Source organism: Cupriavidus phytohabitans, assembly GCF_000426345.1.
Lineage (GTDB): Bacteria > Pseudomonadota > Gammaproteobacteria > Burkholderiales > Burkholderiaceae > Cupriavidus.
The window spans coordinates 157,895-183,570 of sequence record NZ_AUFE01000008.1 but is presented as its reverse complement, the minus strand read 5'-3'; the positions used below and the strand labels follow the sequence as shown (position 1 = coordinate 183,570).

The following is a 25,676-nucleotide window of genomic DNA, read 5'->3' as shown; positions in this document are numbered from 1 at the left end:
CTTGGCTTGTCGTTTCGCTCGGCGTGTTCGGAATGTCCTGGCTCGACGGCATCGTTTCAGTCGTTGTTCCCTGCCACGATGCCCATCACCGCCATGCGCACGGCGATGCCGAAGGTCACCTGGTTCAGGATCACCGACTGAGGGCCGTCGGCCACGGCGGAGTCGATCTCCACGCCGCGGTTCATCGGGCCCGGGTGCATCACGATGGCGTCGGGCCTGGCCAGTGCCAGGCGCTCCGGCGTGAGGCCGTATGCCTTGAAGTATTCCTGCGCCGACGGCAGCAGCGCACCGCTCATGCGCTCGTTCTGCAGCCGCAGCATGATGACCACGTCGACGCCCTTGAGCCCTTCTTCCATGTTGTGGAAGACGCGCACGCCCATCTGCTCCAGGCCGGATGGCAGCAGCGTGCGCGGGCCGATGGCGCGCACTTCGGGCACGCCGAGCGTGGTCAGCGCGTGGATATCCGAGCGCGCCACGCGGGAATGCAGGATGTCGCCGACGATCGCTACCGTCAGGTTAGTGAAGTCCTTCTTGAAGTGCCGGATTGTGTACATATCCAGCAGGCCCTGCGTCGGGTGCGCGTGGCGGCCGTCGCCGGCGTTGATCACGTGCACGTGCGGCGCGACGTGCTCGGCGATCAGGTAGGGCGCGCCGGAGCTGGCATGGCGCACCACGAACATGTCGGCGGACATGGCGGACAGGTTGTTGATGGTGTCGAGCAGCGACTCGCCCTTGCTGGTCGACGACGCATTGATGTTCAGGTTGAGCACGTCCGCCGACAGCCGCTTGGCCGCGATCTCGAAGGTGGTGCGGGTGCGGGTGGAGTTCTCGAAGAACAGGTTGAACACGCTCTTGCCGCGCAGCAGCGGCACCTTCTTGACATCGCGGTCTGAGTCGGACAGCGATACGAACTGGCTGGCGGTGTCGAGGATGTGCGTGATCATGTCACGCGACAACCCCTCGATCGACAGCAAATGCTTCAGTTCGCCGTTCTTGGTGAGCTGCGGGTTGCGGAACGTCTTGGTCATGGCAGGTCGGGCGCGGGCAAAAAACGGGGTGGTGTGGTCTCGTGGCAGGCGCCAGGCGCGCTACAGCGCAATGCGGCGCAATGCGGCGCCTGGCACGCAACGCCGGCTCAGCCGGCGGCGGTATCGGCAGGTTCGGTGGCGAAGGCGAAGCGCGCGTCGGCGCCCTCGCCCTGGCGCGACAGCACCAGGGTCGTGCCGCGCGGCAGTTCGATCTCGGCGGCGACCAGGTCGGCGGCGATCGGAAGCTGGCGCCCGCCGCGGTCGGCCAGCACGCCCAGCGCCACGCGCGCCGGACGGCCGTAGTCGAACAGTTCGTTGACGGCGGCGCGGATGGTGCGGCCGGTGGCCAGCACGTCGTCGATCAGCAGGATGTTGCGGTCTTCCACGGCAAACGGCAGCGTGGTCGACTGGGCCTGGCTGTGCAGGCCCTTCTTGGCGTAGTCGTCGCGATGGAAGGCGACGTTGATCACGCCATGCTCGGGCAGGTTCAGGTCCGTGGCCAGGCGCGCGGCGATCCACGCGCCGCCGGAGTGGATGCCCGCCACCGACCAGCGTTCACGCTCGGCGTCGGGGATCAGGGCGCGGGCCTGGTCCAGCAGCTTGCGGTACAGCAACTCGGCGTCGGGTGCGGAAATCTGCGTCATAGCGGGAATTGGTCGAAATACTGTTGCAGGATGATGCGCGCGGCTTCGGCGTCGAGTTCGCCGCGGCGCGCGCCGGCCATCGAGGCGGCGCGCGAGGAATAGCGCTCGTCCACCCATTCCACCGGCAGGTTGAAGCGGCCGTTGAGCTGGTTGCCGAAGCGCCGCGCCAGCCGCATCATCGGCTGCTCTTCGCCGTCCGGGTTGACCGGCATGCCGACGATCAGCTGAACCGGATTCCACTCGTGGATCAGTGCGCCGACGGCCTCGAAGCGGCCTTCAACGGTGATATTGGGAAGGATGGTCAGCGCACGCGCCTCACGCGTGATGAAATTGCCCAGCGCGACGCCGATCTTTTTCTCGCCGTAGTCGAATGCCAGGACCGTGCCGTCGCGGGGCAGTTCACGCCCCACGGCGTCAGGCATGCCCGGCCTCGCCGGACAGCATGTTGACGTCGACGCCCAACAGGCCGATGGCCGCGGCAAAGCGCCCTTCGGGCGGCACGCTGAAGATGATCTCGGGATCGGCCAGGACGGTCAGCCAGCCGTTGCGGCTGAGTTCTTCTTCCAGCTGGCCGGCACCCCAGCCGGAATAGCCCAGGGTCAGCAGGAAGCGATGCGGGCCGCTGCCGTTGGCCACGGCCTCCAGCACGTCCTTGGAGGTGGTCATTTCCAGCCCGCCCGGCACCGCCAGCGACGAGACATAGACGCCGACCGGGTCGTGCAGCACAAAGCCGCGCTCGGTCTGCACCGGGCCGCCGAAGTAGACCGGCTGGGCCGCCACTGGCTGGATTTCAAGCTTGAGGTCGATCTTGTCGAACAGCGTGGCCATGTCGATGTCGATGGGCCGGTTGATCACCAGCCCGAGCGCGCCACGCTCGTTGTGTTCGCAGATGTAGACGACGGAACCCGAAAAGGTCGGATCAGCCATGCCAGGCATGGCAATCAGGAACTGATTGGTCAGATTGATGGGTGCTTCGGGCTTCGCCATGCCTTGCATTTTATCAAATCGCCGGGGGTCTTCCGGAAAAGATTGGCGGGCGTTGCAGTGCAGCAATGGGCGCCCGCGCGGGCCGCTTGCCGAAAGCTACGGACCGATGATACGGCCCTTTGGTCATGCCTTGTCATGCCTTGTCATGCCTTGCGGGTCAGCGCCGCGAGCTCGTCCGCCGTCAGCCAGCGCCATTCCCCTTCGGCCAGCTCCGGATCCAGCTGCAGGCTGCCGAGCGCGCTGCGGTGCAAGGCGCTGACGTGGTTGCCAGCCGCGGACACCATGCGCTTGACCTGATGGTACTTGCCTTGCAGCAGGGTCAGCCGCATGCTGCGTTCGCCGGTGATCTCGCAGGCTTCTGCGGCGATCGGCGCCGGTTCGTCCAGCAGCTGCACGCCGGCGACCAGTGCCTGCGCCTGTTCGGGCGTCACCGGCTCCGCAGTCGTCACTTCATAGACCTTGGGCACCTTGCGCTTGGGCGAGGTCTGGGCGTGGATGAACTGGCCGTCGTCGGTCAGCAGCAGCAACCCGGTGGTGTCGTGGTCGAGCCGGCCCACGGCCTGGACTTCGCGCTGGCGCAGTGGCACCGGCAGCAGGTTGTAGACGCTGGGATGATGGCGCGGACGCTGCGAGCATTCATAGCCGGCGGGCTTGTTCAGCATCAGGTAGGCCTTGGTGCAGGCGATCCACTCCTCGCCGTCGACGGTCAGGCGCAGGCCGTCCACCTCGAACTGGGCGCGGGGATCCTCGCACAGCTCGCCGTTGACTTCGACCAGCCCGGCGGCGACCAGGTCGCCGCAGTAGCGGCGCGTGCCGAAGCCCTGGGATTGGAGGATGCGGTCGAGTGTCATGTGCTTTGTTGCTGTATTCGTTGGTTGAGTGGCAGATTGGTGCCGAACCGCTATGTTAGGGTATTGGCGCGACGCACCCGGCGACAGTCCTCGCCGCGACGCCCACTTGCCGGCCTCATTGCGCGCATTTTCCTTCGACTCCGTCAGGCAGCGAGCATGCAGCCAGCAGACCCTTCGGCATCGGGCCGCAAACCTTACCGTATCGGCCGGGATTTCGAGCGCGGGCTGGCCTGGTTCCGGCGCGACCTGCGCGCCAGCGACCACGCGGCGCTGCATTATGCCCTCAGGCATTGTGCCCGGGTGTGGTGCGTCTTCGTATTCGACCGCGACATCCTCGACCCGCTGCTGGCGCGCGGCCTGCAGGCCGACCGGCGCGTCGAATTCATCCTCGAATCATTGCGGGAGCTGGCCCGCACGCTGACTGCGGCCGGCGGCGGGCTGATCGTGCTGGACGACCGCGCCGTCGACGCCGTGCCCGCGCTGGCGCAAGCGCTGGACGTCCAGGCGGTCTTTGCCAACCACGACTACGAGCCTGCCGCCATGGCACGCGATGACACCGTGCGCCAGGCGCTGGCGGCACAGGCGCGCCTGCTGTTCACGTTCAAGGACCAGGCCGTCTTCGAACGCGACGAGATCCTGAACGGCCAGCGCAAGCCCTTCTCGGTGTTCACGCCCTACAAGAATGCCTGGCTGCGGACAGTGCAGCCGTTCGACCTGCGCCCGTATCCGATCGACCCGTACCTGCACGCGCTGGCGCCGGTGCCGGCAGCATATCGCAAGCCGTTGCCGACGCTCGAACAGCTAGGCTTCCGCAACAGCAACCTTGCCGAAGTCGCCATGCCGACCGGCGCCGCCGGTGCGCAGGCCCTGTTCGAGGAGTTCACCGGGCGCATCGGCGACTACGGCCGCCGCCGCGACTATCCTGCCCTGCGCGGTCCCAGCTACCTGTCGGTGCACCTGCGCTTCGGCACCATCTCGATCCGCACGCTGGCACGCGCCGCGCATGAAGCGGTGCTGCGCGGCGGCGCGGACAGCGCGGGCGCGGCGGTGTGGCTGTCCGAGCTGATCTGGCGCGACTTTTACTTCATGATCCTGCACCACCATCCGCGCGTGGCCGCCGGCGCGGCCTTCCACCCGGCCTACGACGCGATCCGCTGGCAGGACGGCGCAACCGGCGAGCGCTATTTCCGCGCCTGGTGCGATGGGGCCACCGGCTATCCGCTGGTCGATGCCGCCATGCTGCAGATCCGGCAGAGCGGCTATATGCACAACCGGCTGCGCATGGTCACGGCCAGCTTCCTGGTCAAGGACCTGGGCGTGGACTGGCACCGCGGCGAGCAGTATTTTGCCGACCTGCTCAATGATTTCGACTTTTCCGCCAACAACGGCGGCTGGCAATGGGCGGCGTCGACCGGTTGCGATGCGCAACCGTGGTTCCGCATCTTCAACCCGGTGACCCAGTCGGAGAAGTTTGACCCGCAGGGGCGCTTCATCCGCAAGTACCTGCCACAGCTGGCGGCGCTGCCGGACAAGTACCTGCATGCGCCATGGACCGCGCCAGACCATGTACTGGCGGACGCCGGCGTGCGGCTGGGCGAGGACTACCCGCGTCCGCTGGTGCAGCACGATATTGCACGCAAGGAAACCCTGGAGCGCTATGGGGTGGTGAAGGAAGCCGGCAAGCGCAGCGCCGCCGGCTTGGAACAGGATGCCCCCGACGACTGATCGCCCGGGGGGCGCCGCTCAGGCCGCCAGCATCGCGCTTTCGCGATAGTGCCGCTGCGCGTCGTCGAAACGCTCGGTTTCCTCGAACAGCCGCGCCAGCGCCAGGTGCGTGCGCACGCGCAGCCGCCGCTGCTGGTCGATATCGGCGTACTTCAGCGCGCGCTCGAAGCTGGACTGGGCCTTGCCCCACAGCTTCTCGCCCAGGCACAGCACGCCCAGCGTGTAGTAGAGGTCGGCGTCGGCGGGATGCCCCGCCAGCCATTTCTCGGCCTGCTGGATCTGGGGCAGTGCGTGGCCGGGCACCGCGCAGTCGGCATAGCGCAGCACCAGGCGGCTGTCCCAATTGAATTTGAGCGCGTCCTCGATGATGCGGCGGGCTTCGTTCTGACGGCCCAGCGCAGCAAAGTAGCGCGCGGCGGGTTCGGCGATGCGCGTGGCGCGGCGTTCGTCGGCGGACAGCGAGCGCCAGAATTCGCCGAGGGCGTCGGCATCGTGGCGGCGCTCGTCGAGCATGGCCTCGACCGCCATCTGCTTGAGCCGCAGCGCCAGCACCGGATGCAGCGCGTTGCGCTTCTCCAGCGAGCGCGCCAGGCGCAGTACCTCGGACCAGTTCTTCAGGTGCTGGTGCGCGCGCAGCGCAATGCGCTGCACGTGGATCTGGCGCGCACCCTGCGCCTGCAGCTGGGCGATGGTTTCCAGCGCGCCGTCTGCGTCGCGTGCGTCAACCAGCAGCTCGGCCATCGACACCAGCCGCGCCTGTTCGCGCTCGGGATCGGTGACCTGCGACATCCAGGCATCGCGCCGTTCGGTCTCCTGCATGCGGTGCGCGGCGCGCGCGCCGATCAGCGCGGCGGTCTGGGCCTGGTCTTCCCACGACTGGGCCTCGCGCGCGCAGCGCTCGGCGCGGGCAAAGCGGCCGGCGAACAGGTTTTCGATCGACTCGCGCAGCGCAGCCTGGGCCTTGTTCATGCGGCTGCGTTCGCGGTAGGCGGCAGCGCGGCGCGGCATGTCGCCCAGATGGCGGATGGTGGACATCACCGTCCAGACCACGAAGAACAGCAGCAGCAGCAAGGCCAGTGCCAGGTTCAGCGACAGCTCGACGCGGTACGGCGGATAGAACAGCACCACATTGCTGTGGTTGAACTGCGTGAACAGCGCCAGCCCGACGGCGCCGCCGAACAGGACCGCAACCCAGAACAGAAGGCGCATGGGCTTACTCCTTCTTCAGGGCGTTCAACGCGCCCAGGCTCTCGGACATGGTCGGCAGCTGCACCGTCACCGCGCCTGCCTGTGCCTGCCTGAGCAGGGTCAGCACGCCCTGCACGCGGCGCGACTTGGTGTCGAAATAGCGCCCGATCATCGCCTGCGCGGCGGCCAGGTCATTGCGGAACACCGGCTCGTTGCGCGACAGCAGCGCCAGCCGCGCATTGAGCAGGCGCAGCTTGACGTTCTCGCGCAGGAACCAGCCCTGGTCGCCGGACAGCAGCAGCGCCTCGGCGTCGTCGACCTTGCGGATGCGGATCACCTGGGCCATTTCGTCGCGCAGGTAGGTCCACAGGCGGGAGAACCAGCCGTTGGTGGCAGCGGCGGCCGCCGGGGCGCTGGCCGCGCCCTTGCCGGCCGCGCCATCCTTGCGGGCATCGGCCTCGGTGCGTTCGAGCATGCGTTCGCTGGACAGCAGCGGCAGCGCGTCGACCTGGTTGATGGCTTCGTCCAGCTTGATCGCGGCGCCGGTCAGGTCGGTGTCGGGCACGGCCTTCATGCGCGCGATGTCGCGGGCGATGGCCCGGCGCAGCAGGTTGTACTGCGGCTTGTCGGCGCGTGCCAGGCGCGCGTCGGCGCTCTGCAGCGCGGCCAGCGCGACCTGCACGTTGCCGGTCAGCTGCAGCTGCTGGCCGGCGTTGGTCAGCAGTTGCTGGATCTCGGCGATTTCCCAGTCGTCGCGGTTGCGCATCAGGTCCTGGTAGACCTGCTCCAGCGCCACCTGCTTGTCGCGGGTTTCGCCGACCTGGTTTTCAAGCGCGCCGACCTTGGTCTGCAGTTCCTTGACCGTGTCCTGCGCATTGCGCGTCAGCACGCGCGACTCCTGCACCAGCGCATCGTTGCTTTGCTGGCGCCGGGCCAGTTCGCCGGTCAGGTGGTCGACGCGCTGCTGCAGCCACCAGAAGCCGCCGGCGGTGGCGACCAAGAGCACGGCCACCAGGGCCCACAGCGCCGCGGGCTTGCGCGCGGCAGCATGCTGGCCGGCGGAGGAAGCGGAAGCGCCGGAGCCCGGCACGGGCGCCGCGGCCGCCGAGGGCGGAGGTGTAGCGGAGGAGGACGTGGTTTCTTGCGTCACGCGTTCGACCTTCGTTGACGTTGCGGGGACTGCGGCAGCCGGCGCGGGCGCCGGTGCCTCGGCGCGCGCCGGGCCGGTGTCTGTTATCGCACTGGCGCGGCCGGATGCACCGGATGCATCCGGCGCAGCGGCCACCGGCACCGGACCGGCGTGGGCATCGGCCCATTGCAGGCACGCCGCGAGCAGGCCGGCATCGCCCGGCGCGGCGCGCAGGATGTGGCTGAAGCCCAGTACCAGCGCTTGTTCGGCGATTCTCGCATGCGGCGCGATGCACTGCACCTGCCGCAGGCCGGCATTTTCCTGCGGCGAAAGGTGTTGACGCGCGAGCGTGTCGAGGTTACGCACGGCCTCGGAGCTGGTCAGCAGCCATACATGGGGCGGCGCGCCGGCCTGCAGGCTGTCGCGCACGGCTTGCCATTGCATCGCGCCGGGCTCGGGCAGCGTGCGCCGGTAGGCCTCGACGGCCTCGACCTGGGCACCGGCTTCGCGCAGGCGGTCGCCGAGCCAGTCGCGGCCGCCGTTGCCGCGGACGATCAGGACTGGCTTGCCGGCGAGCGCGGCGGGATCGAGCTGGGCCCACAGTGCCTCGGAATCGAAGCGCGGGCCGTCGGCGTCGTGGTTCGAATCGTGGTTCGGGTCGTGGTTCGGGTCGTGGTTCGAGCCGTGACTGAGACGGTGACTGGCATTGTCGCCGGCGTCATCGGCACCCTGCCCGTTCGTGGCGGCGCCGGCCGGCGCGATCACCCGGCACGTGGGCGGCGCGATGCCACGCTCGGCCAGCGCCGCCACGCTGGCCGGCCCAACCACGGCGGCCGGCACCTGGGCGGGCCATTGCGCCGTGGCGGCACCTTGCACGCCGGCCAGCGCATCCAGCGCATAGGCAATGGCGTTGGGACTGACAAAGACCACCAGGGCAAATTGGTCGAGCCGCGCCAGGGCCGCGCGCAGCGGCGCGTCGTCGGCCGACGGGCCGATGGCCAGCAGCGGAAAGCTGAGGACGTCGAGACCGGCGGCCTGCAGCGCCTCGGTCAGTTGCCGGGACTGCCCGGCGGGTCGTGTGACAACGACGGTCGGGCGGGGCATCGGGCAGCCTCAGGCGGGTGCTTGCGTGCCGGGCGAGCCGGCTGCCCGATCGTCGAGCGCGGCGAGAATCGCTTCGGCCCCTTGCGCAAGCAGGTCGCGCGCGCAGGCCTGGCCGAGCGCCTCGGCGGCGGCCAGATCGGCGGCCGGGCCCGCGGCGGCGGCGCGCAGGCCGCGCGTGCCGTCGGGCATGCCGACAAAGGCGTCAAGCTTGAGCTGGTCGCCTTCCCAATACGCGTGGGCCGCCAGCGGCACCTGGCATGACCCGCCCAGCATGCGCGCCACTGCGCGTTCCGCGGTCACGGCCAGCAGCGTCGGCTGGTGGTTGAGCGGCGCAAGCCATGCGGCCAGCTCGGGGCGGTTGGCAGGGATCTCGATGCCAAGCGCGCCCTGCCCGGCAGCAGGCAGCGACGATTCAACGGGGATCAGCGCGCGGATGCGGTCATTCAGGCCCAGGCGCTTGAGCCCCGCGGCGGCCAGGATGATGGCGCCGTATTCGCCGCGGTCGAGCTTGCCCAGCCGCGTGTCGAGGTTGCCGCGCAGCGGCTTGACCACCAGGTGCGGATAGCGGGTGCGCAGCAGGGCCTCGCGGCGCAGGCTGGAGGTGCCGACCACGGTGCCGGGCGGCATCTCGTCGAGCGAGGCGAAGCTGTTCGAAACCAGCGCGTCGCGCGGATCCTCGCGCTCCATCACCGCGGTCAGCGCGAAGCCGGCGGGCAGTTCCATCGGCACATCCTTGAGCGAATGCACCGCCAGGTCCGCGCGGCCTTCGTCCATCGCGAACTCCAGTTCTTTGACAAACAGACCCTTGCCGCCGACTTTCGACAGCGTACGGTCTAGAATCTGGTCTCCGCGTGTGGTCATGCCGAGAATGGACACGTCGCACGCGGGATAGTATTGTTGCAATGCAGCACGCACATGTTCAGCCTGCCACATGGCCAGACGGCTCTCGCGGGAGGCAATGACGAGCTTTTGCGGAAGGTTGCTAGACACGACAGCAGTAGAGGAAGACGGGGTGGCGGGTGCTTGCATCCGTGAATGGTAGCACGCGACCCAATAGCCGCTCCGCACCATATATCAGATAAGCAGACGAGGAGATTGCATGACGCAGCACGCTGCGCGCCCCGCTGGCCGCAAGTCCGCCGCTTCGGGCGCTTCGGGCACATCCGGCGCTTCGGCCACGAAGGATCCGGCCGCTGGCCAGGGTGAAGCAAACGGCGCATCCGCCGCCAAACCGACCCGCGCGGCCCGCCGCAGCGGCACCAACGGCACCAGCGGCGTCACCTCGTCGCGCGCCAAGCGCGTCACCAAGCCCCAGCTTTCCATCGTGTCGAGCAACGGAACCACCGTCGCGGCCGCCGCCGGCCGCCGCACCCCCGACAAGGACCTGCCGCTGCGCGAGGACATCCGCTTCCTCGGCCGCCTGCTGGGCGACTGCCTGCGCGAGCAGGAAGGCGACGCCGCCTTCGAGGTGGTCGAGACCATCCGCCAGACCGCGGTGCGCTTCCGCCGCGAGAACGACCGCGCCGCCGGCGCCGAGCTGGACCGGCTGCTCAAGCGCCTGTCGCGCGACCAGACCAACCAGGTGGTGCGCGCGTTCAGCTATTTCTCGCACCTGGCCAATATCGCCGAGGACCAGCACCACAACCGCCGCCGCCGCGTGCATGCGCTGGCCGGCTCGCCGCCGCAGGCCGGCAGCCTGCAGCACGCGCTGGAAAAGATCGACGCCGCCGGCGTCACCGGCAAGCAGCTGCGCAAGTTCTTGGACGAGGCGCTGATCGTGCCGGTGCTGACCGCGCACCCGACCGAAGTCCAGCGCAAGAGCATCCTGGACGCAGAGCGCGAGATCGCCCGCCTGCTGGCCGAGCGCGACCTGCCGACGACCGCGCGCGAGCGCGAGCACAACACGGCCCAGCTGCGCGCCAAGGTCACCACGCTGTGGCAGACGCGCATGCTGCGCGACGCGCGCCTGACGGTGGGCGACGAGATCGACAACGCGCTGTCTTACTACCGCACCTGCTTCCTGCGCGGCATCCCGCAGCTGATGACGGAGCTGGAAGAAGACATCGCCGCGGTGTTCCCGGCCACGCGCAAGCGCAAGGGCACGCCGGGCGCGCAGCAGGCGCCGCTGGCGCCGTTCCTGCAGATGGGCTCGTGGATCGGTGGCGACCGCGATGGCAATCCCAACGTGACCGCCGAGACCCTGGAGCATGCATCCAGCCAGCAGGCCCAGATGATCCTGGACTGGTACCTGGATGAAGTCCACGCGCTGGGCGCCGAGCTGTCGATGTCGACGCTGATGGTCGATGCCAGCCCCGAACTGCTGGCGCTGGCCGAGCGCTCGCCCGACCATTCCGAGCATCGCGCCGACGAGCCGTATCGCCGCGCGCTGATCGGCATCTACGCGCGCCTGGCCGCCACCTGCAAGACGCTGACCGGCCATGCCGCGCCGCGCCGCCCGGTGGCGCCGGCCGAGCCCTACGACAACGCCGAAGCCTTCGCCGCCGACGTGCAGGTCGTGATCGACTCGCTGCGCGAAAACCACGGCCAGGCACTGGCAGGCGCGCGCATCGACGCACTGGCGCGTGCCATCGGCGTGTTCGGCTTCCACCTGGCGTCGGTCGACATGCGCCAGGTGTCGGACGTGCACGAAGCCGTCATCGCCGAGCTGTTCGCCGCCGCCGGCATCGCCGCCGACTACGCCGCCCTGCCCGAGCAGCGCAAGCTGGAACTGCTGCTGGCCGAGCTGCGCCAGCCGCGCCTGCTGACGCTGCCGTGGCACGAGTACTCCGAGCAGACCCGCAAGGAACTGGCGATCTTTGCCGCCGCGCGCGAGCTGCGCAAGCGCTATGGCAAGCGTATCGCGCGCAACTACATCATCTCGCACACCGAGACGCTGTCGGACCTGGTCGAGGTCATGCTGCTCCAGAAGGAATCCGGCATGCTGCAGGGCACGCTGGGCAGCAAGACCGACCCGGCGCGCATGGAACTGATGGTGATCCCGCTGTTCGAGACCATCGAGGACTTGCGCAACGCCGCCGGCATCATGCAGTCGCTGCTGGACCTGCCGGGCTTCGATTCGGTGATCGCGCACCATGGCGTCGAGCAGGAAGTGATGCTCGGCTATTCGGACTCCAACAAGGACGGCGGCTTCCTGACCTCTACCTGGGAGCTGTACAAGGCCGAGCTGGCGCTGGTGCAGCTGTTCGAGGAACGCAAGGTCAAGCTGCGCCTGTTCCATGGCCGCGGCGGCACGGTAGGCCGCGGCGGCGGCCCCACCTACGACGCGATCCTGTCGCAGCCGCCGGGCACGGTCAACGGCCAGATCCGCCTGACCGAGCAGGGCGAGATCATCAACAGCAAGTTCGCCAACGCCGAGATCGGCCGGCGCAACCTGGAGACGGTGGTCGCCGCCACGCTGGAAGCGTCGCTGCTGCCGCAGCAGAACGCGCCCAAGGATCTCGACATGTTCGAGGCGGTGATGCAGCAGCTGTCCGACCGCGCCTTCTCGGCCTACCGGGACCTGGTCTATGAGACCCCGGGCTTCAAGGACTACTTCTTCGCCACCACGCCGATCACCGAGATCGCCGACCTGAACCTGGGCTCGCGCCCGGCCTCGCGCAAGCTGATGGACAAGAAGAACCGCCGCATCGAAGACCTGCGGGCGATCCCGTGGGGCTTCTCGTGGGGCCAGTGCCGGCTGCTGCTGCCGGGCTGGTACGGCTTCGGCAGCGCGGTGAAGTCGCTGCTGGACCGCGCGCCGGACGACAAGGCACGCAAGTCCGCCGTCACCACGCTGCGCCGCATGGTCAAGACCTGGCCGTTCTTCTCCACGTTGCTGTCCAACATGGACATGGTGCTGGCCAAGACCGACCTGGCGGTGGCTTCGCGCTATGCGCAGCTGTGCGATGACGCGGCGCTGCGCCGCAATGTGTTCAACCGCATCAGCAAGGAATGGCACCTGACCAGCGAGATGCTGGCGCTGATCACCGGGCACCAGGACCGGCTGGCGGACAACCCGCTGCTGGCGCGCTCGATCAAGAACCGGTTTGCCTACCTGGATCCGCTGAACCACTTGCAGGTGGAGCTGCTGAAGCGCTACCGGGCCGGCAAGGATGGGGATGATATCCGTGTCCGGCGGGGGATCCACCTGACGATCAATGGGGTGGCGGCGGGGTTGCGCAATACGGGGTGACGACCGCTGGCATAAGACGAAAGCGGGCTGCCGGTTTGCTCCCCTCTCCCGCGCAAGTGGGAGAGGGGCCGGGGGTGAGGGCTGGCGCCTGCAACGGGCGGCGGCCTCCCCGGTGCCAGACCCCGATCTGCCGGCAAATCGACCCCCTGCAGTCCTGCCAACGCCCGCCCTCACCCCCTGCCCCTCTCCCGCTAGCGGGAGGGGAGCAAACAATCGGCAAGCGTTGCCGACCTCAGCCCACAAACGCACCCGGCACCGGGTCCTCACCCAGCGCATGCAGCAGGACGGCCCAGTGCATTGCCTCGTCCCCGAGGATGCTGCCGGCGGCCCGGGTCAGCTCGCGGTTGTGGAAGTTCGGCAGCACGCCCAGGTAGGCGGCGGTCGCACCCTTCTCCAGCCCCGCGGCAAAGCGCAGCACATCGGCCTGGTTCTTCAGGCTCTCGGTCGGGAATTTGTATTCCAAGGCTTTCTTCGCCACCACCGGCGTCCCACCCAGCTTCGACACCGTCCCGGCCAGCACCTGCGCATGGGCCTTGTGGTGGTCCTGGAACTTGACCGCGGTGGCCAGCACCGGCTTCTGCAAGAGGCCGCTTTCTGCGCCAACCTGGTAGGCGGCGATCGCCTGGTACTCCAGCCCCAGCGCGGTATTCAGGATATTGATGTCGTCCTTGGTGCTGCCCGACTGCGTCTGCGCCCATGCCGGCATCGACTCCCCGAGCGTGATGACGGCCAGCGAGCCGAGCGCGAACAGGCCGGGCGCCTTGAGCAAGCCCCGCCGGCGGGCATCCGGCAGCGTGACGATGGTTCCCGCCTCGTGCGCGGGTGTCTGTGACATGCGGTCCATGGTGTTCTCCTGTGAGGGATGACAACGTGGCGCCCCGTTGGCCGGGGTGCCGGGCTTGCGCCTGTCACTTCTACGCACGCGCCGCGCTTTTGGATGCGGCGCTACCTATAATCCGGCAAAGCTCCCTTGCGAGGACCCGTCCCGGTGCCGTCCGCCCCCCAGCCGTCCTATGCCGCGCCTGCCAGTCCCGATCGGCTGGAGGCACTGCTGCAGGCCGTGGCCGTGGGCGACCGCCAGGCACTGCGCGGCCTCTATGACCTCACCGCAACGAAACTGTTTGGCCTCGCGCTGCGTATCACTGGCAGGCGCGATTGGGCGGAGGACGTCGTGCAGGAAAGCTTTGTCAGCATCTGGCACCACGCCGGCGACTACCGGCCGCACCTGGCCGCGCCGATGACCTGGATGACCGCGATCGTGCGCAACCGGGCGCTCGACTGCCTGCGCCGCGCCGCCGCCGCGCGCATTGCGCAGACCGTCGAGCTGGAAGAAGACCTGGGCGAGTGGCTGGCCGACGACGCCGCCGGACCCGCCGAGCTCGCCGATGCCAGCCAGCAGGCGCGCGCGCTGAACCGCTGCCTGCAACGGCTGGAGCAGGCGCAGCGCCAGGCCATCGTGCTGGCGTACCTGCACGACCTGAGCCATGCCGAACTGGCGGCGCGGCTGCGCGTGCCGCTGGGCACGGTCAAGTCCTGGGTGCGCCGCGGCCTGGAACGGCTGCGCCACTGCATGGAGGCGGCGACATGAAGCTGGCCGCCCATCCCGAGCTGCTCGACCGCCTTGCCGCCCAGTACGCGCTGGGCGTGCTGCGCGGTGGCGCGCGCCGGCGCATGGAACACCTCGCGCGCGAAGAACCGGCGGTGCACGCCGCCATCCTGCGCTGGCAGGACCGGCTGGCCGGCGTGTCCGAGCTGCAGGCGACGGCGGAACCGGTCGACAAGGTCTGGTGCGGCATCGAAACACGGCTGGGCTGGAAGGCGCCCGTTGAGAGTCTGGCGCCGGGGCCGCCGATGGCCGAACCGGCGGCCGGGTGGTGGCAGCGGCTGTGGTCGACCCCGCTTTTCTGGCGCGGCGCGGCGGCGGCAATGGCCGTGGTGGCGGTGCTGTCGATCGGGATCGGCATGCAGGTGGGACAGCAGCGCGAGGCCGCGCCGGCCGCGATCATCGCCGTGCTCAACGACGACCACGCCCAGCCCGCCATGCTGGTGTCGTGGGACGCAAGCGCACGCAGCCTGATCGTGCGACGCCTGGATCACCTGGAACTGAGCGAGCGGCAGGTGCTGCAGCTGTGGGCCCTGCCGGCCGATGGCAAGCCGCGCTCGCTCGGCGTGATCGGCCGGGCGCCGCAGGCCCGCCTCGCGCTGGCGGAGCCCCCTGCCGCGGTGCCGGCGCTGGCGGTCAGTATCGAGCCGACCGGCGGCTCGCCCAGTGCCGACGGGCCGAGCGGCCCGGTGGTGTTCAAGGGGCCTGTGCTCCACAACCCGCTGTAACCGAGGCCCGGCCGGCGCCGCCATGCTCCCGGCGGACGATATAATCGCCCTTTTCCCAAATTCTCCAATTCGCTTGCGCCCGCCGACGCTCAACGCGCCGGCCGACCGCGGCGAACCACTGCAGCCGACGTCCATGTCCACCTCCCAACTTGCCAAGAAAGGCGAAGCCTGGTCCGCCCGCTTCTCCGAACCGATGTCCGACCTGGTGAAGCGCTACACCGCCTCGGTGTTCTTCGACAAGCGCCTGGCCCTGTTCGACATCCAGGGTTCGCTGGCCCACGCGGCCATGCTGGCGAAACAGGGCATCATCGCCGAGGCCGACCGCGCCGAGATCGAACGCGGCATGGCCCAGATCAAGGGCGAGATCGAGGCCGGCAGCTTCGAATGGAAGCTGGACCTGGAAGACGTCCACCTGAATATCGAGGCGCGCCTGACCGCGCTGGTGGGCGATGCCGGCAAGCGCCTGCACACCGGCCGCTCGCGCAATGACCAGGTCGCGACCGATATCCGCCTGTGGCTGCGCAGCGAGATCGACAACATCATCTCCCTGCTCGGCGCGCTGCGCACCTCGCTGCTCGACCTGGCCGACCAGAACGCCGACACCATCCTGCCCGGATTCACCCACCTGCAGGTGGCGCAGCCGGTTACCTTCGGCCACCACCTGCTGGCCTACGTGGAAATGTTCACCCGCGATGCCGAGCGCATGGCCGACTGCCGCAAGCGCGTCAACCGCCTGCCCCTGGGCGCCGCCGCGCTGGCCGGCACCAGCTACCCGATCGACCGCGAGTTCGTGGCGCAGCAGCTGGGCTTCGACGGCGTCTGCCGCAATTCGCTGGATGCCGTGTCGGACCGCGACTTCGCCATCGAATTCTGCGCCGCCGCCGCGCTGGTGATGACCCACGTGTCGCGATTCTCGGAAGAGCTGGTGCTGTGGATGAGCCCGCGCGTCGGCTTTATCGACATCGCCGACCGCTTCTGCACCGGCAGCTCGATCATGCCGCAGAAGAAGAACCCCGACGTGCCCGAGCTGGCGCGCGGCAAGACCGGCCGCGTCAACGGCCACCTGATCGGCCTGCTGACCCTGATGAAGGGCCAGCCGCTGGCGTACAACAAGGACAACCAGGAAGACAAGGAGCCGCTGTTCGACACCGTCGACACCATCGTGGACACGCTGCGCATCTTCGCCGACATGGTGCCGGGCATCACCGTCAAGCCGGAAGCGATGCGCGCCGCCGCGCTGCAGGGCTACGCCACCGCCACCGACCTGGCCGACTACCTGGTCAAGAAGGGCCTGCCCTTCCGCGACGCGCACGAGGCCGTCGCCCACGCTGTCCGTGCCTGCGACAGCCGCCAGTGCGACCTGGCCGACCTGACCGTGGCCGAGCTGCGCGACGTGTCCGGCCTGGGCGACAAGGCCGCGCTGATCGGCGACGACGTGCACACCGTGCTGACGCTGGAAGGCTCGGTCGCCGCGCGCAACCATATTGGCGGCACCGCGCCGGACCAGGTGCGCGCTGCCATTGCCGACGCACGTAAGGCACTGAACGCCTGACGGCCAGGAGGGCGGCGCCCTGCGCCCACCCCCACGCCGGTCATGACAAACGGGAGCGCGCGCTCCCGTTTTGTCTTTTCTGTGCGCCTTCGCACCGACACTGTTGTTATTTCCACGAAGCGGTTATCCCACCTCGGGGCAATGCTGCCCAGAAAATACGGAATTCGCCGCAATTCCGCGTGCATTAGTGCCTGTTCGCTGCAAGCGCGGCCGCAAATGTGATGCACTGGGGATTCACCCTAAAGATGTAGGACAAGTGACGCCGTAAACTAACGCGCCACCCCTGTATCCCCAATCCCTAGGACGATCACATGTCTCTCCTTATGAGGATCTCGCGGCTTATCGACGCCGTGAATGAATTCATCGGGCAATGGGCGAAATGGCTGATCCTGCTGGCCGTACTGGTCTGCGCAGGTAACGCCATCATTCGCTACACCTTCAGCATCAGTTCCAACGCATGGCTCGAACTGCAATGGTATATGTTCGCCGGCGTGTTCCTGCTCGGCGCCCCCTACACGCTGATGCGTGACGAACATGTGCGCATCGACGTCATCGCCGGCCGCTTCTCCGAGCGCACCCAGGTCTGGATCGATATCTTCGGCATCCTGTTTTTCCTGCTGCCGATCTCGGCCATCATCCTCTGGCTGGCGATCCCCTACTTCTGGCTGTCTTATGTCGGCCATGAGATGTCCGGCAATGCCGGAGGCCTGATCCGCTGGCCCGCCAAATTCCTGATCGCCGCGGGCTTCCTGCTGCTGATCCTGCAGGGCCTGTCCGAACTGATCAAGCGCTTTGCGTACCTGAAGGGCGAGCTGCCATTCTCGGCATTCCGCAAGCACGCCGTCGACCCGGCGCTGGAGATCGCCGCGATCGCGCAGGCCAACCAGCCCGGTCCGTCCGAAAAACAATAAGGAGCGCGCACGATGACGCAATTCCTGATCGCGAACATGGCCCCGATCATGTTCGCTTCGCTGGTCGTATTCCTGCTGTCGGGCTTTCCGATCGCTTTCGCGCTGGCCGCCAACGGCCTGCTGTTCGCCTTTATCGGTATCGAGTTGGGCATGCTGCCGCCCGAGCTGCTGCAGGCCCTCCCCAGCCGGCTGTTCGGCATCATGGAGAACGACACGCTGCTGGCGATCCCGTTCTTCACCTTCATGGGCCTGATCCTCGAGCGATCCGGGATGGCCGAAGACCTGCTCGACACCATCGGCCAGCTGTTCGGCCCGATCCGGGGCGGCTTGGCCTATGCGGTGATCTTCGTCGGCGCGCTGCTGGCGGCGACCACCGGCGTGGTGGCGGCCTCGGTGATCTCGATGGGCCTGATCTCGCTGCCGCTGATGCTGAAGTACAAGTACGACAAGCGGCTGGCATCGGGCGTGATCGCCGCCTCGGGCACGCTGGCACAGATCATCCCGCCGTCGCTGGTGCTGATCGTGCTGGCCGACCAGCTTGGCCGCTCGGTGGGCGACATGTATAAGGGCGCGTTCGTGCCGGGCCTGGTGCTGACGGGCATGTACATGGGCTACGTGCTGCTGGTCACGCTGATCAAGCCGAGCGCGGCGCCGGCGCTGCCGATCGAGGCACGCACCTTCCGCGAGCCCAGCGGCAAGAGTGGCGCGGCGTCGGTACTGGTGCTGACCGCGCTGTCGGTCGCGGTAGGCGTGGCGGTGGACAAGATGTACAAGCCGGAGGCGCCGCTGGACGAGCGCCTGGTGATCTCGGTGGGCGCGGCGATCCTGTTCGCCTTCGTGCTGGCGGTGATCAACAAGGCGCTGAAGCTGAACCTGCTGTCGCACATGGCCGAAAAGGTCACCTTCGTGCTGATCCCGCCGCTGGCGCTGATCTTCCTGGTGCTCGGCACCATCTTCGTCGGCGTGGCCACGCCGACCGAAGGCGGCGGCATGGGCGCGCTGGGCGCGCTGGTGCTGGCCCTGCTGAAGCGCCGCCTGGATCTGGGGCTGACCCGGCAGGCAATGGAGGCGACGCTCAAGCTGTCGGCCTTCGTGATCTTCATTCTGATCGGCGCACGGGTGTTCTCGCTGACCTTCTACGGCGTGGACGGCCATATCTGGGTGGAGCACCTGCTGACCGCCCTGCCGGGCGGCCAGACCGGCTTCCTGGTCGCAGTCAACGTGCTGTTCTTCCTGCTGGCGTTCTTCCTGGACTTCTTCGAGCTTGCCTTTATCCTGGTGCCGCTGGTGGGGCCGGTGGCGGACAAGCTCGGCATCGACCTGATCTGGTTCGGCGTACTGCTGGCGGTGAACATGCAGACTTCGTTCATGCACCCGCCGTTCGGCTTTTCGCTGTTCTACCTGCGCTCGGTGGCGCCGCGCGAGGTGAAGACGTCGGACATCTACTGGGGTGCGGTGCCGTTCGTGGCCATCCAGCTGATCATGGTGGCGTTGATCATCGTCTTCCCGGGCCTGGTTGCGACCGGCGGCCACAAGGCCCAGGACCGCAGCATCACGCGTGACCTGAGCATCGACCTGGATAGCGCCGGCCCCAAGCCATCGGCGCCGAGCCTGTCGGTGCCGGCGCCGGCCGGGCAAGCGGGCGGCGGCGAAGGTCTGGAGTTGCCGGCCCAGCCAGCCGCGGAGAGCGAGCCGTCGGCGCCCCAGTTCGAGTTCGAGAAAAAGAAGAACTAGAGCCGGCATCGTCCGGACCCGCAAGGTCGAAAAGCCCCGCAAGCGCTGCGGGGCTTTTTTTCTTTCGCGTTGCGAATCGGCTTATCTGCCAGCACGCGGGCACGGCGCAGACTGCTCTCCAAATCTGCCAGGAAGCCATGCCCCTGGACACCATTGCCTCACCGCATAATGGGTTTCCAGCGCAATCTGGATCTTGGCGAGGCGCCGCATCTATTTGATTGACACCAATTTGACATCCTCGCCGGTCTGCAGGCCGGCGATCCTTACGGCGCTCAGGCGCGGCATTAAACCGCCCCTGAGTCGCTTCGGTGGGTTCCTGCTGCTGGCGACCCGACTGCATCGCTCACTTCACAGGCTAGCCGGGCGTGTCCCGCCCTTAGAACATTGATCGCGCCGACCACATCGGCGTTTTGCTCGAAGCCGCATTCCACACACTCGAACCGGGCTTGGGACTGCCTGTTGTGCGCCGATACATGACCACAACACGGGCAGGTGCGGCTTGTGTTCTGCGGCGACACGGCAATGAGATAGCCGCCCCTCCACGCAAGCTTGTAGTCCAGCTGGCGGCGGAACTCGGACCAGCCCTGATCGAGGATGGCCTTGTTCAGGCCAGACTTGGCCCGCACGTTTCTTCCCGGCGCCTCCGCCGTGCCTGCCGCCGACTTGGACATATTCCGCACCTGCAAGTCCTCGATACACACCATCGCGTGGTTTTGGCTGATCGCGGTCGTGGTCTTGTGCAGGTAGTCGCGGCGGGCATTGCCGATCCGGGAATGAATGTGCTGAACGCGAGCTTTCGCCTTGGTCCAGTTCTTGCTGAACTTGTTTTTGCGGCTCATCGCCTGCTGGGCCTTGCGCAGCGCGGTTTCATGCCGCTTGAAGCTGTTGAGCGGCGCGTAGCACGTGCCGTCCGAGAGCGTAGCGAACCGCGCCACGCCCATGTCGATGCCAACCGCGCCGCCGTTGGGGACGGGCTGCTCGACCTCTCGCTCGGTCTGGATCGACACAAACCACCTGCCGCCCGACAGGCTGACTGTGACGTTTTTCACCGTGCCGAGCGTCTCACGGCAATTGCGGTAGCGCAGCCAGCCGAGCTTCGGCAGGAACAGGCGGCTGTTGGCCTGGTCCTGCTTGATCTGCTTCGGATCAGGATAGCGGAAGCTGTCGCTTTGGCCCTTCTTCTTGAAGTGCGGGAAGTCGGCCCGCCTGGCGAAGAAGTTGGCGTAGGCCCGCTCCAAATCCTTGAGCGTCTGTTGCAGTGGATGAACGGGTGCATCGGCCAACCAGGCGGTGTCTGTGCTGTTGCGCCACGCGGTAAGCAGCTTGCATAGGCCGGCGTAGTCGAGCTTCTTCTCACCTTGCTCATGGCGTTCCTTCTGCAACGCCAGCGCCTTATTGAATACAAACCGGCACGATCCGGCGAAGCGGCGCATGCTGCGATGCTGCTCGCTGGTCGGCATCAACTCGTACTTGAAGGCTTGAAGTCGTTGCATGGCTCAACAATACCTCAAAGTCATGTCCAGCCACCTGCTGCACAAGGGAACGGCCCGACATCCAAAACCGCTACTGGAAGGGCATCCTGTGGTCGCCGTCTTATCGCCTCATCCTGCGGCGGCGCTCCGATCCCCATCGTGCGCTAATACATCGAACAGCAACAGACGCCTCACTGAAATCCAAGGACGGGTACGCCGTCCGCGCTATCCTTACCCGCCCTGAACGGCGGGGCTTGCCGCACCGGGTCATGCGAAATGGCGGGGTTCAGCGGGACGGGAGGGGAGTTGTTGCATCCGTTCGGCTACAACGAAAAAGCCCCGCATGCGCGGGGCTGCGGGGCTTCTCAGGTGCCGGGACTCCGGTTGGCCGCTCAGGCTACCTGCTTCACGCAGTCCACGAAGTAAGCCTTCTTGCCGTCCACCTCGTCCTCCACCAGCCCGTGGATATCGGTCTCGAATCCCGGGAACAGCTTGTTGAACTCGCGTGCGAACTTCAGGTACTGCACGATGGTGCGGTTGAAGCGCTCGCCCGGGATCAGCAGCGGGATGCCCGGCGGGTACGGCGTCAGCAAGATCGCGGTGACGCGGCCTTCGAGGTCGTCGACCGGCACGCGCTCGATCTCGCGGTGCGCCATCATTGCCCACGCATCCGACGGCTTCATCGCCGGCTCCATGTCCGACAGGTACATCTCGGTGGTTACGCGCGCCACATCGTTGGCCTTGTACACGCTGTGGATCGCATCGCACAGGTCACGCAGGCCCATGCGCTCGTACTGCGGATACTTGCCGACGAACTCCGGCAGCACGCGCCACAGCGGCTGGTTCTGGTCGTAGTCGTCCTTGAACTGCTGCAGCTCGGTCACCAGCGAGTTCCAGCGGCCCTTGGTGATGCCGATGGTGAACATGATGAAGAACGAGTACAGGCCCGTCTTCTCGATGATGATGCCGTGCTCGGCCAGGTACTTGGTGACAATCGCCGCCGGGATACCGCGCTCGCTGAACTCGCCATCCACGTCCAGACCCGGGGTGATGATCGTGGCCTTGATCGGGTCGAGCAGGTTGAAGCCGTCGGCGAGGTCGCCGAAGCCGTGCCAGCGCTCGTTGGCCTTCAGCATCCACTCTTCGCGATCGCCGATGCCGTCTTCGATCAGCGCGTCCGGACCCCACACCTTGAACCACCAGTCGCCGTTATGGCCGGCGTCGTACTCGCCCTCCACCTTGCGCATGGCGCGGCGGAAGTCCATGGCCTCCTGGATGCTTTCTTCCACCAGCGCGGTGCCGCCAGGCGCTTCCATCATCGCCGCCGCCACATCGCACGAGGCAATGATCGAATACTGCGGGCTGGTCGAGGTGTGCATCAGGTACGCCTCGTTGAAGCGGTAGCGGTCCAGCTTGCGTGTCTCGGAGTCTTGCACGAGGATCTGCGAGGCCTGCGACAGGCCGGCCAGCAGCTTGTGCGTGGACTGCGTGGCGAACACCAGCGCGTCCTTGCTGCGCGGGCGGCCCTTACCGATCGCGTGCATGTTGTGATAGAAGTCGTGGAACGCTGCGTGCGGCAGCCACGCTTCATCGAAATGCAGGGTGTCGATCTCGGCGGCCAGCATTTCCTTGATCTGCTCGGCGTTGTACAGCACGCCGTCGTAGGTGCCCTGCGTGATGGTCAGGATGCGCGGCTTCTGGTTCTTGGCCTTGCTGGCGAACGGGTGGTTGGCGATCTTGCGGCGGATGGTCTCGGGATCGAACTCGCTCTTCGGGATCGGGCCGATGATGCCGTAGTGGTTGCGCGTGGGCATCAGGAACACGGGGATCGCGCCGGTCATCATGATCGCGTGCAGGATCGACTTGTGGCAGTTGCGGTCCACCACCACGATATCGCCCGGCGCCACGTTGGCGTGCCACACCATCTTGTTCGACGTCGAGGTGCCGTTGGTGACGAAGAACATGTGGTCCGAATTGAAGATGCGCGCGGCGTTGCGCTCGGACGCGGCCACCGGGCCGGTGTGGTCGAGCAGTTGGCCGAGTTCGTCCACCGCGTTGCAGACGTCGGCGCGCAGCATGTTCTCGCCGAAGAACTGGTGGAAGACCTGGCCCACCGGGCTTTTCAGGAACGCCACGCCGCCCGAGTGGCCGGGGCAGTGCCACGAATACGAGCTGTCCTGCGCGTAGTCGATCAGCGCCTTGAAGAACGGCGGCGCCAGCGTGTCGAGATAGACCTTGGCCTCGCGGATGATGTGGCGCGCGACGAACTCCGGCGTGTCCTCGAACATGTGGATGAAGCCGTGCAGCTCGCGCAGGATATCGTTGGGGATATGGCGCGAGGTGCGGGTCTCGCCGTACAGGAAGATCGGCAGGTCAGAGTTGCGGCGGCGCACTTCGGCAACAAAGGCGCGCAGCTTCTCGATCGCAGCGGCTTCGGGCTGGTCGTCGTCGCGCACGAACTCATCGTCGTCGATCGACACGATAAAGGTCGAGGCGCGGCTGGCCTGCTGCGCGAACGACGTCAGGTCGCCGTAGCTGGTCAGCCCCATGACCTCCATGCCCTCTTTCTCGATCGCCTCGGCCAGCGCGCGGATGCCCGAGCCTGAGATGTTCTCGGAGCGGAAGTCTTCGTCAATGATGATGACGGGGAAGCGGAATTTCATCGGGCATCCTTGATGGAAAGCAGGACATAAAGGACTTGAGCCACATGGCCGGCAGGGGTTCCCCTGCGACGGCGACATGTGGCTCTCACGTCAGGTCTTGGCGCCCCCGCGCGGTCATCGCGTAGCGGCCATTCCGGCAAACGCCGGCATTGTAATGCGCTCAGGTCTTCGGCAGTGTGACACCGTGCTGGCCCTGGTACTTGCCGCCCCGGTCGGCATACGAGGTCTCGCAGACTTCGTCGCTCTCGAAGAACAGCACCTGGGCACAGCCTTCGCCGGCATAGATCTTGGCGGGCAGCGGCGTGGTGTTGGAGAACTCCAGCGTCACATAACCTTCCCATTCCGGCTCGAACGGGGTCACGTTGACGATGATGCCGCAGCGGGCATAGGTGCTCTTGCCCAGGCAGATGGTCAGCACGCTGCGCGGGATGCGGAAATACTCCATCGTCCGCGCCAGCGCGAAGGAATTCGGCGGAATGATGCAGACATCACCCTTGAAGTCCACGAACGACTTCTCGTCGAAATTCTTCGGGTCGACGATGGTGCTGTTGATATTGGTGAAGATCTTGAATTCGTCGGCACAGCGGATGTCGTAGCCGTAGCTCGAAGTGCCGTACGACACGATCTTGCGCCCGTCGGCCTCCCGGACCTGGCCTGGCTCGAACGGCTCGATCATGCCGTGCTGCTCCGCCATGCGGCGGATCCATTTGTCGGATTTGATGCTCATAGTTGGGAGGTAGACACACTGGCTCGGAGTGCGCCGCATTGTACAACCATTCCGCCCGCGTTCCGTTGAGACAACGCCGCATCCGTCGCCGGGCCATGAAGTGGCGTTTGAGACGCACTCAAGCGACTGCGTCTTCGGGAATCCGATGACGGAACCGTTCGCGCCCCGTGTAGAGGAGGAAATGCTTGCCGGTGCAGCGCGCGAACAATGTCAGGTTGACCCGTTTGGCCATCTGGTAGCCCATCTGCGTCACGCCGGAGCGCGACAGCAGGAACGGGATGCCCATCTGCGCGCCCTTGATGACCATTTCGGAGGTCAGGCGGCCGGTGGTGTAGAAGATCTTGTCGGCGCCGGTCATGCCCTCCAGCCACATGCGCCCGGCAATGGCGTCGACCGCATTATGGCGGCCAACATCCTCGACGAACATCAACAGCTCGGTCCCCTTGAACAGCGCGCAGCCATGGACCGAGCCGGCCTGCTTGTAGACCGACTGCTGCAGCCGGATGGTGTCGATAATGCCGTACAGCGTGTCCTGGTCGAGCGTGGTGTCCACCGGCAGGCGGATATTGTCGACCTCGTCCAGCAGCGAGCCGAACACCGTGCCCTGCCCGCAGCCGGTGGTCACCACGCGGCGCGCGGTGCGTTCCTCGATGCGGTCGACGCCGGTGCGGGTGGTGACGGCGGCGGATTCGGTTTCCCAGTCGACCTGTACCGCGGCAATGTCCTCGATCGATTCGACCAGCCGCTGGTTGCGCAGGTAGCCCAGCACAAGGTGCTCGGGCGCGCCGCCCAGCGTCATCAGCGTGACCAGCTCGCGCTTGTCCAGGTAGACCGTCAGCGGGCGCTCGCCCGGCAGGTAGGCCGCGCGCACGCGGCCTTGCTCGTCGACGACTTCGACCTCTTCGATCAGCGGAACGGCTGCCTGGGTAAGCTCGGGACGCAGGATCATGACAGGAAGGCTCAGGGCTGCTGGAAGGTGCCCCGTGCCGTCCAGGCGAGCATCGGGGCTGCGTTTACGGTGCCTTTACGGGGGATTGTACCGCGCCGGGCGCAACCGGTTTGGCGTCGGGACCGGTGCTCGCGACCGCGGGCACCGGCGCTGTCGGGGGCGCCGCCGGGGGTGTCGCGGAAACGGGCGCGACAAATGGTCCCGGATCGGCACACGCCGCCGTCTGCACCGCCGCGCGCGCGTCCTTGCCCTGCGCCTGGCGTTCGGCATAGTAGCGTGTCGCGATCCTGTCCTGCGCACGGCACAACTGGAAGGCAGCGACCTTGTCCGACCAGGCGGCGCGGGCCTTCGTCTCGGCAGCCTTGGCCTGCTGGGCTTCGCTGGGTGGCGGCAGCTTGGCCAGCGCGCCGGCGCTCAACGTGGCGCCGGCGGCCAGGGCGATCAACGTCAGGGTGCGTGTCATGGTCGATGCTTCCCGAAGTGTTGGGT

Annotated in this window: 21 protein-coding genes and 1 pseudogene; 8 read left to right on the top strand and 14 right to left on the bottom strand. The window is 67.1% G+C overall.

All coding sequences use genetic code 11. The annotated features are described in order from the left end of the window. Positions 1-56: 56 nt before the first annotated feature. From K309_RS0108920 to K309_RS0108900, 5 genes are all read right to left on the bottom strand, one after another. Complete coding sequence (locus K309_RS0108920; protein ID WP_029046106.1) at positions 57-1,028, bottom strand: aspartate carbamoyltransferase catalytic subunit; 972 nt, start codon at positions 1,026-1,028, stop codon at positions 57-59. A 107-nt stretch (positions 1,029-1,135) separates the two neighbouring features. Further along, positions 1,136-1,672 carry a bifunctional pyr operon transcriptional regulator/uracil phosphoribosyltransferase PyrR gene (gene pyrR / locus K309_RS0108915; RefSeq protein ID WP_029046105.1) on the bottom strand — a complete coding sequence of 179 codons (537 nt, stop codon included), beginning with the start codon at positions 1,670-1,672 and terminating at the stop codon, positions 1,136-1,138. Continuing rightward, complete coding sequence (ruvX, locus tag K309_RS0108910; protein WP_029046104.1) at positions 1,669-2,094, bottom strand: Holliday junction resolvase RuvX; 426 nt, start codon at positions 2,092-2,094, stop codon at positions 1,669-1,671. The genes pyrR and ruvX overlap by 4 nt, the downstream gene beginning before the upstream one ends. Continuing rightward, positions 2,087-2,659, bottom strand: coding sequence for a YqgE/AlgH family protein (locus K309_RS0108905; protein ID WP_029046103.1), 573 nt, complete (start codon positions 2,657-2,659; stop codon positions 2,087-2,089). Before K309_RS0108905 ends, ruvX begins: the two co-directional genes overlap by 8 nt. Before the next feature lie 143 nt (positions 2,660-2,802). Beyond that, a complete protein-coding gene (locus K309_RS0108900) occupies positions 2,803-3,510 on the bottom strand; it encodes a pseudouridine synthase (protein WP_029046102.1) in 708 nt (235 codons plus the stop codon). 156 nt (positions 3,511-3,666) lie between these two features. Here K309_RS0108900 and K309_RS36195 point away from each other — a divergent pair, with 156 nt between their 5' ends. Beyond that, complete coding sequence (locus K309_RS36195; RefSeq protein ID WP_051320388.1) at positions 3,667-5,235, top strand: cryptochrome/photolyase family protein; 1,569 nt, start codon at positions 3,667-3,669, stop codon at positions 5,233-5,235. A gap of 18 nt (positions 5,236-5,253) precedes the next feature. Here K309_RS36195 and K309_RS0108890 read toward each other — a convergent pair whose 3' ends face one another. The 3 genes from K309_RS0108890 to hemC are packed head-to-tail and all read right to left on the bottom strand — an operon-like array spanning position 5,254 to position 9,685. Further along, on the bottom strand, positions 5,254-6,444 hold the full coding sequence (locus tag K309_RS0108890) for a heme biosynthesis protein HemY (protein WP_029046101.1): 1,191 nt from the start codon (positions 6,442-6,444) through the stop codon (positions 5,254-5,256). 4 nt (positions 6,445-6,448) lie between these two features. Then, positions 6,449-8,656 carry a fused uroporphyrinogen-III synthase HemD/membrane protein HemX gene (gene hemDX, locus K309_RS0108885; protein WP_029046100.1) on the bottom strand — a complete coding sequence of 736 codons (2,208 nt, stop codon included), beginning with the start codon at positions 8,654-8,656 and terminating at the stop codon, positions 6,449-6,451. Positions 8,657-8,665: 9 nt separating this feature from the next. Next, on the bottom strand, positions 8,666-9,685 hold the full coding sequence (gene hemC / locus K309_RS0108880) for a hydroxymethylbilane synthase (protein WP_029046099.1): 1,020 nt from the start codon (positions 9,683-9,685) through the stop codon (positions 8,666-8,668). A gap of 70 nt (positions 9,686-9,755) precedes the next feature. Here hemC and ppc point away from each other — a divergent pair, with 70 nt between their 5' ends. Next, the gene (gene ppc, locus K309_RS0108875) at positions 9,756-12,848 is read left to right on the top strand and encodes a phosphoenolpyruvate carboxylase (protein WP_029046098.1); all 3,093 of its coding nucleotides are present in this window, start codon (positions 9,756-9,758) and stop codon (positions 12,846-12,848) included. 232 nt (positions 12,849-13,080) lie between these two features. Here the strand turns inward: ppc and K309_RS0108870 are convergent, their stop codons facing one another. Beyond that, positions 13,081-13,692 carry a ferritin-like domain-containing protein gene (locus K309_RS0108870; protein ID WP_029046097.1) on the bottom strand — a complete coding sequence of 204 codons (612 nt, stop codon included), beginning with the start codon at positions 13,690-13,692 and terminating at the stop codon, positions 13,081-13,083. Between the two features lie 144 nt (positions 13,693-13,836). Between K309_RS0108870 and K309_RS0108865 the strand changes: the two genes are divergently transcribed. From K309_RS0108865 to K309_RS0108845, 5 genes are all read left to right on the top strand, one after another. After that, positions 13,837-14,436 carry an RNA polymerase sigma factor gene (locus K309_RS0108865; RefSeq protein WP_029046096.1) on the top strand — a complete coding sequence of 200 codons (600 nt, stop codon included), beginning with the start codon at positions 13,837-13,839 and terminating at the stop codon, positions 14,434-14,436. Continuing rightward, positions 14,433-15,179 carry an anti-sigma factor gene (locus tag K309_RS0108860; protein WP_029046095.1) on the top strand — a complete coding sequence of 249 codons (747 nt, stop codon included), beginning with the start codon at positions 14,433-14,435 and terminating at the stop codon, positions 15,177-15,179. The genes K309_RS0108865 and K309_RS0108860 overlap by 4 nt, the downstream gene beginning before the upstream one ends. A 133-nt stretch (positions 15,180-15,312) precedes the next feature. Continuing rightward, entirely contained in the window at positions 15,313-16,731 is a 1,419-nt protein-coding gene (gene argH, locus K309_RS0108855; protein WP_029046094.1) for an argininosuccinate lyase, read from the top strand. 311 nt (positions 16,732-17,042) lie between these two features. Continuing rightward, entirely contained in the window at positions 17,043-17,642 is a 600-nt protein-coding gene (locus K309_RS0108850; RefSeq protein WP_029046093.1) for a TRAP transporter small permease subunit, read from the top strand. A gap of 12 nt (positions 17,643-17,654) precedes the next feature. Next, positions 17,655-19,376 (top strand): TRAP transporter large permease, encoded by a 1,722-nt coding sequence (locus tag K309_RS0108845; RefSeq protein WP_029046092.1) that lies wholly within the window; start codon positions 17,655-17,657, stop codon positions 19,374-19,376. A gap of 284 nt (positions 19,377-19,660) precedes the next feature. Here K309_RS0108845 and K309_RS0108840 read toward each other — a convergent pair whose 3' ends face one another. Beyond that, entirely contained in the window at positions 19,661-20,869 is a 1,209-nt protein-coding gene (locus K309_RS0108840; protein ID WP_029046091.1) for an RNA-guided endonuclease InsQ/TnpB family protein, read from the bottom strand. A gap of 44 nt (positions 20,870-20,913) precedes the next feature. Here K309_RS0108840 and K309_RS39825 point away from each other — a divergent pair. Continuing rightward, a pseudogene (locus tag K309_RS39825) lies at positions 20,914-21,016 on the top strand (transposase); the annotation flags it as partial. 224 nt (positions 21,017-21,240) lie between these two features. Here K309_RS39825 and K309_RS0108835 read toward each other — a convergent pair. The 4 genes from K309_RS0108835 to K309_RS0108820 form a co-directional block, all read right to left on the bottom strand. Beyond that, a complete protein-coding gene (locus K309_RS0108835; protein WP_029046090.1) occupies positions 21,241-23,511 on the bottom strand; it encodes an arginine/lysine/ornithine decarboxylase in 2,271 nt (756 codons plus the stop codon). Positions 23,512-23,671: 160 nt separating this feature from the next. Beyond that, positions 23,672-24,238 (bottom strand): dCTP deaminase, encoded by a 567-nt coding sequence (gene dcd, locus K309_RS0108830; protein WP_029046089.1) that lies wholly within the window; start codon positions 24,236-24,238, stop codon positions 23,672-23,674. 118 nt (positions 24,239-24,356) lie between these two features. Continuing rightward, positions 24,357-25,187: a formate dehydrogenase accessory sulfurtransferase FdhD gene (locus tag K309_RS0108825; protein WP_029046088.1), complete on the bottom strand. Its 831-nt coding sequence runs from the start codon at positions 25,185-25,187 to the stop codon at positions 24,357-24,359. A gap of 64 nt (positions 25,188-25,251) precedes the next feature. After that, positions 25,252-25,650 (bottom strand): hypothetical protein, encoded by a 399-nt coding sequence (locus K309_RS0108820; protein ID WP_035877083.1) that lies wholly within the window; start codon positions 25,648-25,650, stop codon positions 25,252-25,254. Positions 25,651-25,676 lie beyond the last annotated feature (26 nt).

Bases quoted from the DNA above. Each gene is read 5' to 3' on its own strand.
- hemDX (WP_029046100.1), bottom strand. From the start codon at position 8,656: ATGCCCCGCCCGACCGTCGTTGTCACACGACCCGCCGGGCAGTCCCGG.
- K309_RS0108905 (WP_029046103.1), bottom strand. From the start codon at position 2,659: ATGGCGAAGCCCGAAGCACCCATCAATCTGACCAATCAGTTCCTGATT.
- K309_RS0108840 (WP_029046091.1), bottom strand. From the start codon at position 20,869: ATGCAACGACTTCAAGCCTTCAAGTACGAGTTGATGCCGACCAGCGAG.
- pyrR (WP_029046105.1), bottom strand. From the start codon at position 1,672: ATGACGCAGATTTCCGCACCCGACGCCGAGTTGCTGTACCGCAAGCTG.
- K309_RS0108920 (WP_029046106.1), bottom strand. From the start codon at position 1,028: ATGACCAAGACGTTCCGCAACCCGCAGCTCACCAAGAACGGCGAACTG.
- K309_RS0108845 (WP_029046092.1), top strand. From the start codon at position 17,655: ATGACGCAATTCCTGATCGCGAACATGGCCCCGATCATGTTCGCTTCG.
- K309_RS0108825 (WP_029046088.1), bottom strand. From the start codon at position 25,187: ATGATCCTGCGTCCCGAGCTTACCCAGGCAGCCGTTCCGCTGATCGAA.
- K309_RS0108890 (WP_029046101.1), bottom strand. From the start codon at position 6,444: ATGCGCCTTCTGTTCTGGGTTGCGGTCCTGTTCGGCGGCGCCGTCGGG.
- dcd (WP_029046089.1), bottom strand. From the start codon at position 24,238: ATGAGCATCAAATCCGACAAATGGATCCGCCGCATGGCGGAGCAGCAC.
- K309_RS0108870 (WP_029046097.1), bottom strand. From the start codon at position 13,692: ATGGACCGCATGTCACAGACACCCGCGCACGAGGCGGGAACCATCGTC.
- K309_RS36195 (WP_051320388.1), top strand. From the start codon at position 3,667: ATGCAGCCAGCAGACCCTTCGGCATCGGGCCGCAAACCTTACCGTATC.
- K309_RS0108820 (WP_035877083.1), bottom strand. From the start codon at position 25,650: ATGACACGCACCCTGACGTTGATCGCCCTGGCCGCCGGCGCCACGTTG.
- ruvX (WP_029046104.1), bottom strand. From the start codon at position 2,094: ATGCCTGACGCCGTGGGGCGTGAACTGCCCCGCGACGGCACGGTCCTG.
- K309_RS0108835 (WP_029046090.1), bottom strand. From the start codon at position 23,511: ATGAAATTCCGCTTCCCCGTCATCATCATTGACGAAGACTTCCGCTCC.
- hemC (WP_029046099.1), bottom strand. From the start codon at position 9,685: ATGCAAGCACCCGCCACCCCGTCTTCCTCTACTGCTGTCGTGTCTAGC.
- argH (WP_029046094.1), top strand. From the start codon at position 15,313: ATGTCCACCTCCCAACTTGCCAAGAAAGGCGAAGCCTGGTCCGCCCGC.
- K309_RS0108900 (WP_029046102.1), bottom strand. From the start codon at position 3,510: ATGACACTCGACCGCATCCTCCAATCCCAGGGCTTCGGCACGCGCCGC.
- K309_RS0108850 (WP_029046093.1), top strand. From the start codon at position 17,043: ATGTCTCTCCTTATGAGGATCTCGCGGCTTATCGACGCCGTGAATGAA.
- K309_RS0108860 (WP_029046095.1), top strand. From the start codon at position 14,433: ATGAAGCTGGCCGCCCATCCCGAGCTGCTCGACCGCCTTGCCGCCCAG.
- ppc (WP_029046098.1), top strand. From the start codon at position 9,756: ATGACGCAGCACGCTGCGCGCCCCGCTGGCCGCAAGTCCGCCGCTTCG.